Raw genomic sequence first — 6338 nt, forward strand, 5'->3', positions numbered from 1 at the left:
CAATCGGGCGGCAGTTCTCCTCCCACTCCTTGACCCAGTTCACGCGCGCGATCGGGAACACCCAGTTGCACTTTCCGTTCGTGCGGTCGATCGAGTAGATGTGGCCGTTGCGGTCGGCATGCAGCCAGACTTTGCGGCCGAGATCGTCATCGACCAGGATCGCCTCGTTGTTGCCCGAATAGTCCCAGGCATCGTTGGGCGTGTACTGGAAGTGATATTTGATCTCGCCGGTCTCGACGTTCATCGCGATCGTGGAGTCACTATAAAGGTTGTCGCCCGGACGGCTGTGGCGATCGAAGTCGGGGGCCGGATTGCCACCGCCCCAGTACAGCGTCTTGGTCGACGGCTCGTAGGAACCGGTCAGCCACGCCGAGGCGCCGCCGTTCTCCCATGAGTTGTTGCCCCAGGTCTTGGCCTGCGGATGGTCCGGGCTCGTCGGACGCGTCCACTGCTCCCAGACCTTCTTGCCGGTCTCCGGTTCGAGCGCCGTGATGCGGCCGGCATTGCCGCCGAGATCGCCGCCCGAGTTGCCGACGATGACCTTGCCATCCGCCACCAGCGGCGCAGAGGTGTAGATGTCGCCGCTCGTGTAGTCGCCGAGCTTGATCTTCCACTCCTCCTTTCCGCTCCAGCTATTCAGCGCGATGACATGGGTGTCGAGCGTCGCCATGAAGACCTTGTCCTTGTAGACGGCGACGCCGCGATTGATCGCCTCGCAGCACAGGAACGGCCCGATGTCGGCCGGAAGCGGATACTCGTACTTCCAGAGGATGCGTCCGGTCGATCCTTCGATCGCGAACACCTTGTTCTGGCTCGAGGTGACATAGAGCGTGCCGTTGACGGAAATGACCTGGCTGTCTTGCGCATCGTTCACGCCGAACGACAGGTTCCACAGCGGGACGAGGCTCTTGATGTTGTCGCGATTGATCTGCGTAAGCTGGCTGTAGCGCTTGTGGTCGTAGCCTTTGCCGTAATTCAGCCAGTTGTTCGCGTCCTTGTCGGCATGAATCAGCATGTCGTCGCTGACGTAGTTCGGACGCCACTTGAACGTCGCCGCGAGGGTATCGATGCCAAGAGGCGGCTCTGCATCCTGCGCGTAGACCGTTGCTGGCGTTGCCAGCAGCGCGGTCAATAGAAGAAGTCCCGCCGTCGAAGGACGGCGACCGTGTTCCTTACACATTGGGGTCCCTCCCAATTTTTTTTTTGCCATCGAACGCAAGGCTGAAGCAGCCGAGCGCTCGGTGGGCACCGTCACGCAATCAACGTGCCATCGACGCATTGCGAGCAAAATATTGTAATTTTATATCGTTTCGATTTGCGTGCGCCGCAGTGCTGCGACATTTGTCGCGTTCAGGCGGCGCAATGGGCCGGGAAAAATGCCGCTCGTTCTGCCCGCGGCTGCGCCGTGCGGCAATGGCGGCGTGTGCTGACGGACGTCTGTCCTGGACTGCGGCTGTCCTGGACTGCGGCGCCTGGCGCCTGGCGCCTGGCGCCTGGCGCCTGGCGCCTCCTCACGATGGCCGCATCCGGCCCCCTATGTAAAGCCCGGCGTGTCAGGCGCCCGCGCGTATGCGGGAAATCTTATGAGAAAACAGTATAACGGCGCTGTAAACTAATTGCTTCATGGGCCCGGCGCCCCCCTGCACGATCCCGAACTTACGAGCCCGCAACGTCGTGGACCGCTGTCCACGCATCGCGTGGGACGATAGATCGGAAGTCGAGGGGATTCATCATGCTCCGCAAATCGCTCATTTCAGCGTTGCTGGTCGCCGCCAGCAGTGCTGTCTCCGCCGTGCACGCTGCAGAGACCGTGCGCGTCGCCATCGGAACACAGGATACGACGATCAACACAGCCACCGCGGGACTCATCGTCCGCGAGTTGAAGCTGCTCGATAAGTACCTTCCGAAGGACGGAAAGTACAAAGACGTTACCTACGACATCCAGTGGAAGAACTTCACGAGCGGCGCCCCGATCACCAACGAGCAGATCGCCGGCAAGCTCGATTTCGGCATCATGGCCGACTTCCCCGGCTCGCTTAACGGCGTCGCGCACGAGAAGGCCGGACGCAAGAGCCTGTTCGTCACGGTGCTGTCCGGCAGCGTGAAGGGCTCCGGCAACGGCATCGTGGTTCCCGCCATCTCGCAGGTCCAGTCGATCGCGGAGCTCAAGGGCAAGACGATCTCGGTGCCTTTCGCGTCCACCTCCCATGGCCTCCTGCTGCGCGCCATCAAGGCGCAGGGCTGGGACCCCGAGAAGGACGTCAAGATCATCACGCAGGCCCCGGAGGTCGCGGGCCCGGCGCTGCAATCGAACCAGATCGAGGCGCACGCGGATTTCGTGCCTTTCGCCGAGCTGTTCCCATGGCGCGGGTTCGCCCGCAAGATCTATGACGGCTCGCAGGCCAACGGCCCGACTTTCCACGGCGCGCTGGTCGATGCGGCCTATGCGGAAAAGTATCCGGAAGTCGTCGTCGCCTTCCTGCAGGCCGCGATCGAGGCAGACCGTCTGTTCGCCGAGGAGCCCGAGAAGTATTCCGAGCTGATCGCCGAGAAGACCGGCATCGAGGCCGAGGTGAACTACCTGTTCCACGGTCCGCTCGGGCTGCAGACCCGCGACCTCACCTGGAAGCCCGAATTCAAGCAGGCGGTCGCGACCTCCATCGAGACGCTGCTGCTTCTGAAGCGCGCCGACCAGGGCCTCAACGTCGAGACGTTCGTCGTTGATCGCTTCGTCAAGGAAGCGTTCCAGAAGTCGGGCCTCGACTACGAAGCCGCGATCAAGAACTACGAGCAGCTTCCGCTCAAGGCCAAGGACGCGGTGACGGGCGAGGAGATTACGGATCCCAAGCGCGTGGCGCAGATCTGGGTCAAGGACGAGCCGCTCGTGCGCCACTATGCTTCGGCCGAGAATGCCTTCAAGGCGCTCAAGACCCTCGAAGCCGAAGGCAAGACGGTACGCGTCGTCTACGCCCAGGATCGCAACAGCGGCATCAAGCTGCTCGGCAACCAGGCCTGGTTCGTGCGCACCGACGCCGGCGAGGTCAGCGCCTTCCTCCTGAAGGAGCAGGCCGAGGCCTGGGCCAAGGAGAAGGGCGGCAAGGTGCTCGACTTCCCTGGTGCCCGCACTGCCGTGCTGGCCGCCAGCAACTGAGGCTCGGCAGTGGCCCAATCGACTGCATCCGGCATCAGCCGCTGGGCGCTCAGAGCCGTGTCGATCGCCGTCTGCCTCGTCGTGTGGCCGACGGCGTCGACGCTGAGGCTCAACCTCGGCCTCGTCACCTTCGTCAACGTGCCGCCGCCGACGGATGTTTTCCTGGCAGCGATCGATTTCGTGCAGTCCACGAAAGCGTTCGACCACGTGACGAGCAGCCTTCGGCGCGTGGCCTCGGGGTATGCGATCGCGGCTTTCGTCGGTGTGGCGCTCGGGCTCGCGATCGGGCGTTCGCGGCGGGCCGCGGACGTGCTGCTGCCGCCGCTCGAGCTCCTGCGTCCGATCCCGGCCGTGGCGTGGATTCCGCTCGCGGTGCTGCTCTTTCCCTCGTCGGAAGCGTCGATGATCTACATCACCTTCATCGGTGCGCTGTTCCCGATCCTGCTCAATACGATCCATGGCGTCGAGAACGTCGATCCGCGGCTCATCGCATCGGCGAAGAGCCTCGGCGGGACGCAGAGCGCGATCCTGCGCGAGGTCATCCTGCCCGGCGCGGCACCGAGCATCGTCACGGGGCTCGCCATAGGCATGGGAACGAGCTGGTTCTGCCTCGTTACGGCCGAGATGATCTCGGGACAGTTCGGGATCGGCTACTACACTTGGGAATCCTATACTATCCAGAACTATGCGGACATCATCGTGGGCATGATCCTGATCGGCCTGCTCGGCATGGGCTCGAGCGCGCTCCTGCGCTGGATCGGCGGCCTGCTCACCCCATGGCACACCGTCGGGGAGGCGCGCTGATGAGCGGGGTCGAAAGACTGGCGCGCCCGGAGCTTGGACGCATCGACGCTGCGCATGTCTCGATCCGGCTCGGTGGTGGCGATCAGGCGTTCGAGGCGGTGCAGGACGTGAGCTTCGCCATCGAGCCGGGCGAGTTCGTGTGCCTGCTCGGGCCGTCGGGTTGCGGGAAGTCGACGCTGCTCGGCGCGCTCGCGGGGCATATCGCGCCTTCGGGTGGGCGTCTCCATGTCGACGGCAGCACCATCGACGGGCCGCATCCGGACCGCGGCATCGTGTTCCAGCACCACACGCTGTTTCCGTGGAAGAGCGCGCGCGAGAACGTCGCGTTCGGCCCCAAGATGCGGGGCGTCGGCAAGGCGGAACGCAATCGGCAGGCGGGCGAGATCCTCGATCTCGTCGGACTCGGCGATTTCGCCGACCGCTATCCGAAGCAGCTTTCGGGCGGCATGCAGCAGCGCGTCGAGATCGCGCGCGTGCTCGTCAACCGGCCGCGACTCCTGCTCATGGACGAGCCCTTCGGGGCGCTCGACGCGCTGACACGCATGATGATGCAGGAGCTTCTGCTCGACATCTGGGGCCGGGTGCGCACAACCATCGTGTTCGTGACGCACGACATCGACGAAGCGTTGTTTCTCGCCGACCGGATCATCGTCATGACGCCGCGGCCAGGGCGCATCCTCGAGGAGATCCGAGTGCCGTTCGCGCGGCCGCGTGCAACGGACATCGTGGCTTCGCCGGAGTTCGGCACGCTGAAGCGCCACTGCCTGGAGCTGTTGCACGTGCGGCCGGACGGCGTGCCGCTGCCGCGGCTCTCGCCGCTCGGATTCGACGCCGGCGAGGGCGCATAGGCGGGAGGACGCCGCCATGACCGTGCCCAGATCGATCGAGGTCGCCATCGTCGGCGGCGGTTTCACGGGCGCTGCCGTGGCCTATCATCTCGCGCATCTCAGGCCCGGGATCTCGATTGCCGTGTTCGAGCCGCGCGCCGTGCTCGGCGGCGGGCTCGCCTACGACGACCACGATCCGGCGCATCGCATCAACGTGCCGGCGACGCGCATGTCGCTCGTGCCGCAGGACGAAAACCATTTCGCACGATGGCTCGAGGAGAGCGGCGCAGCCTCGGACGATCCCGGCATCTCCGGCCGCGACGGCGCGCTCTATCCGAAGCGTAGCGTGTTCGGCCGCTATGTGGCCTCGCATCTCGATCCGCTGCTAGCGACGAGGCGCGTACACCACGTCAGATCCCGCGTCCTCTCGATAGCAGCGGAAGGCGGCCGGTGGACGCTGGCAACGGACGCCGGCTCCCGCATTTCCGCGCGTATCGCCGCGCTGGCGACGACGCATCCGCCGCCGGATGTGCCCCACGCGCTAGCACCGCTGATGTCCGATCCCCGCCTCGTGCGCGATGCGCTCGTGCCCGGAGCGTTGGCCGACATCGCGCGCGATGCGCGCGTCGTGATCCTCGGAACCGGGCTGACCATGGCCGACGTCGTGGCCTCGCTCGACAGGCAGGGGCATCGCGGGCCGATCACGGCGCTCTCCCGTCGCGGGCTCAGGTCGCGGGGGCATGCCAAGCTACAGGTGGAGCCGTTCGGCGAGTTCACGGCTCCGCCGCCACGTGCCTCGGCACTCTTGCGGAAGGTCCGGCGTACGATTCGCGAAGCCGCGGCACGCGGTCTCTCCTGGCATACTGTGCTCGATGCCCTGCGCGCCCAGGCGCAGACGTTCTGGCCGCTGCTTGCGCGTGAGGAGCAGAGCCGCATCGTGCGGCACCTGCGCGTCTACTGGGACGTGCATCGGTTCCGCATCGCGCCGCAGGTCGAGGACGTACTCGACCGACGCATTGCAGAGGGCACGCTCGCGATCAAGGCCGCGTCCGTGCTCGAGGCCGGCGCGGAGCACGATCATCTCAAGCTCGTCGTCCGCAACCGCAGAGGCGGTGGCCAGGATACGATCCTGGCCGACCATGTCGTGGTGACGACCGGGCCGGCCCACGCCAAGATCCTTTCGACGCAACCCTATCTGGCCGGCCTCGCGGCAGGCGGGCTCGTCCGCGCCGATCACCTCGGACTCGGCATCGCGTGCGACGGGGAGAGCCGCGCGCTCGACGTGCGCGGTGCGCCGCAGGAGACGCTGTTCGTCGCCGGTCCCCTCGCCCGCGCCAGGTTCGGAGAGCTGATGGGCTTGCCTCAGGTCTCTGCGCACGCCGTTGCCGTGGCTCAAAGGATCGCACGCGACGTCGAGCTCGCAGAGACACGTGTTCGGGACGTCGCCGCAGCCAAATAGCAAGCCACGCGAGACGACTGTCCCGCGTGGCTTCCCCCCGTCCATTCGTGTCTTCTCAGCTCAGCGCGCGCCCGCGTCGGAGCTCTTCTTGCCGGGC

At 65.6% G+C, this 6338-nt stretch carries 5 protein-coding genes; 4 read left to right on the forward strand and 1 reads right to left on the reverse strand.

Annotated features, from left to right (window positions below; translation table 11 throughout):
• On the reverse strand, positions 1-1180 hold a 1180-nt coding region (locus IT540_RS18575; RefSeq protein WP_291181220.1), incomplete at its 3' end, for a PQQ-binding-like beta-propeller repeat protein.
• 552 nt (positions 1181-1732) lie between these two features.
• Between IT540_RS18575 and IT540_RS18580 the strand changes: the two genes are divergently transcribed.
• The 4 genes from IT540_RS18580 to IT540_RS18595 are packed head-to-tail and all read left to right on the forward strand — an operon-like array spanning position 1733 to position 6241.
• Positions 1733-3151, forward strand: a complete 1419-nt coding sequence (locus tag IT540_RS18580) for an ABC transporter substrate-binding protein (RefSeq protein WP_291181222.1) — start codon at positions 1733-1735, stop codon at positions 3149-3151.
• A gap of 9 nt (positions 3152-3160) precedes the next feature.
• Positions 3161-3955, forward strand: coding sequence for an ABC transporter permease (locus IT540_RS18585; RefSeq protein ID WP_291181223.1), 795 nt, complete (start codon positions 3161-3163; stop codon positions 3953-3955).
• Positions 3955-4803: an ABC transporter ATP-binding protein gene (locus IT540_RS18590; protein WP_291181225.1), complete on the forward strand. Its 849-nt coding sequence runs from the start codon at positions 3955-3957 to the stop codon at positions 4801-4803. Before IT540_RS18585 ends, IT540_RS18590 begins: the two co-directional genes overlap by 1 nt.
• A gap of 16 nt (positions 4804-4819) precedes the next feature.
• Positions 4820-6241, forward strand: a complete 1422-nt coding sequence (locus tag IT540_RS18595) for an FAD-dependent oxidoreductase (protein ID WP_291181227.1) — start codon at positions 4820-4822, stop codon at positions 6239-6241.
• The last annotated feature ends 97 nt before the right edge of the window (positions 6242-6338 follow it).

The sequence above is a fragment of the Hyphomicrobium sp. genome (genome assembly GCF_020852195.1).
Classification (GTDB): Bacteria; Pseudomonadota; Alphaproteobacteria; order Rhizobiales; family Hyphomicrobiaceae; genus Hyphomicrobium_C.